This window comes from Moorena sp. SIO2C4, assembly GCF_010672485.1.
GTDB lineage: Bacteria > Cyanobacteriota > Cyanobacteriia > Cyanobacteriales > Coleofasciculaceae > Moorena > Moorena producens.
Genome location: NZ_JAAHGN010001478.1, coordinates 1 through 1323 on the forward strand (window position 1 = coordinate 1; position 1323 = coordinate 1323).

A 1323-nucleotide genomic window follows, 5' to 3' on the forward strand; every position below is an offset into this window, starting at 1 on the left:
TGGTGGGCAAAATTCTAGGTTCTATAATTGTGACAAGCACCAAAGGGTTTTTGCCCACCAATTATTTAGTAGGGTGGGCAAAATTATAGGTTCTATAATTGTCAAAAGCACCAAAGGGTTTTTGCCCACCAGCAGTTGGGTAAGATGGGCTGAATCTTCGCGCTGAATAGGAATAGAGTGGGCATCCTGCCCGCCCGAAAATATAGAGTGGGCATCCTGGCCGCCCGAAAATAAGCATGAAACTGGCAAGATGCCAGTTCCACACAAGATGCCCCTTCCAGCAACGCCAATAATTGAGCAATGTTTTGGGCTTATTGATAATCAACCGGGTGATTAGAGATTTTTGATACTATTGTTTACTTTTTAACTGTAACTTTTGATACATAATTAGAGGCGTTTACCCTGTTTATGAGGTTTTATATGAGTTTTATGAGGTTTTATATGAGGTTTATGAGGTTTGATATGAGGTTTATGAGGTTTGATATGAAGTTTTATATGAGGTTTTATAGCGTTTATCATAGCTATGAGGTACACATGATTTTTTCCCTCTTCCCTCTTCCCTCTTCCCATATCCGCTGCTCCCTGCTCCCTGCTCCCTGCTCCCTAAAACCCAGAGATTTGTACCTCATAGGTATAAGACTTGCTATATATGAGGTTTTATATGAGGTTTATAGATTGTTTTTTCATCAAGGTATAGATAATAATTAAAGGGAATACAGTTCAGTCTCAGCAAAATCAATTTGTTTCAAGATTAATCTGTATTTCAAATATTTACTCCAAAGTCCAATAAATAAAGGCAAAATAAAGGCAAAAACAAAGAAAATGAACAACGAGATTCAAGGGAAAATGAAACGGGTACTGTTAGCTCTAGTAGCAGGGGTCTTCTTTCTGTTCAGTAATTCTGCCATCGCACTGGCACATAACTTGGACGGAACCTATTTATCTAGAGAGACAGGCACAATCTTGGTCATTAAAGATGCTGATGAAAGCAATGGGACATTTAAGGGTGGCATGGAGCAGTTTATCGACAGAAATGGATATAAATTTGAAGAAATTGATGGTACTTTCCGTTATACGCAAAGACCACCAGCACCATATATAACAATGACCGTGCGAGGCAATCTTCGAAATAAACCACGGAATTTTTCAATTGCAGAAGCTTTTGCTGGAAGTACCGAGCAACCCGATTATTCTGTATTGAAACTGAACGGAGGATATGCGTTTTATAATAACGGAAGGGCAACGGAAAAAGCTTTATCAGGAGACTTCATCAAACAAAACTGAAAGAATAATTAGGTGGGCATGAATAAACGTTATAGCACA

At 38.7% G+C, this 1323-nt stretch carries 1 protein-coding gene; it reads left to right on the plus strand.

The genetic code is table 11. The features are described from left to right. Window positions 1-822: 822 nt before the first annotated feature. Entirely contained in the window at window positions 823-1284 is a 462-nt protein-coding gene (locus F6K20_RS38760; RefSeq protein WP_008185705.1) for a hypothetical protein, read from the plus strand. Window positions 1285-1323: the final 39 nt, after the last annotated feature.

Bases quoted from the DNA above. Each gene is read 5' to 3' on its own strand.
- F6K20_RS38760 (WP_008185705.1), top strand. From the start codon at position 823: ATGAACAACGAGATTCAAGGGAAAATGAAACGGGTACTGTTAGCTCTA.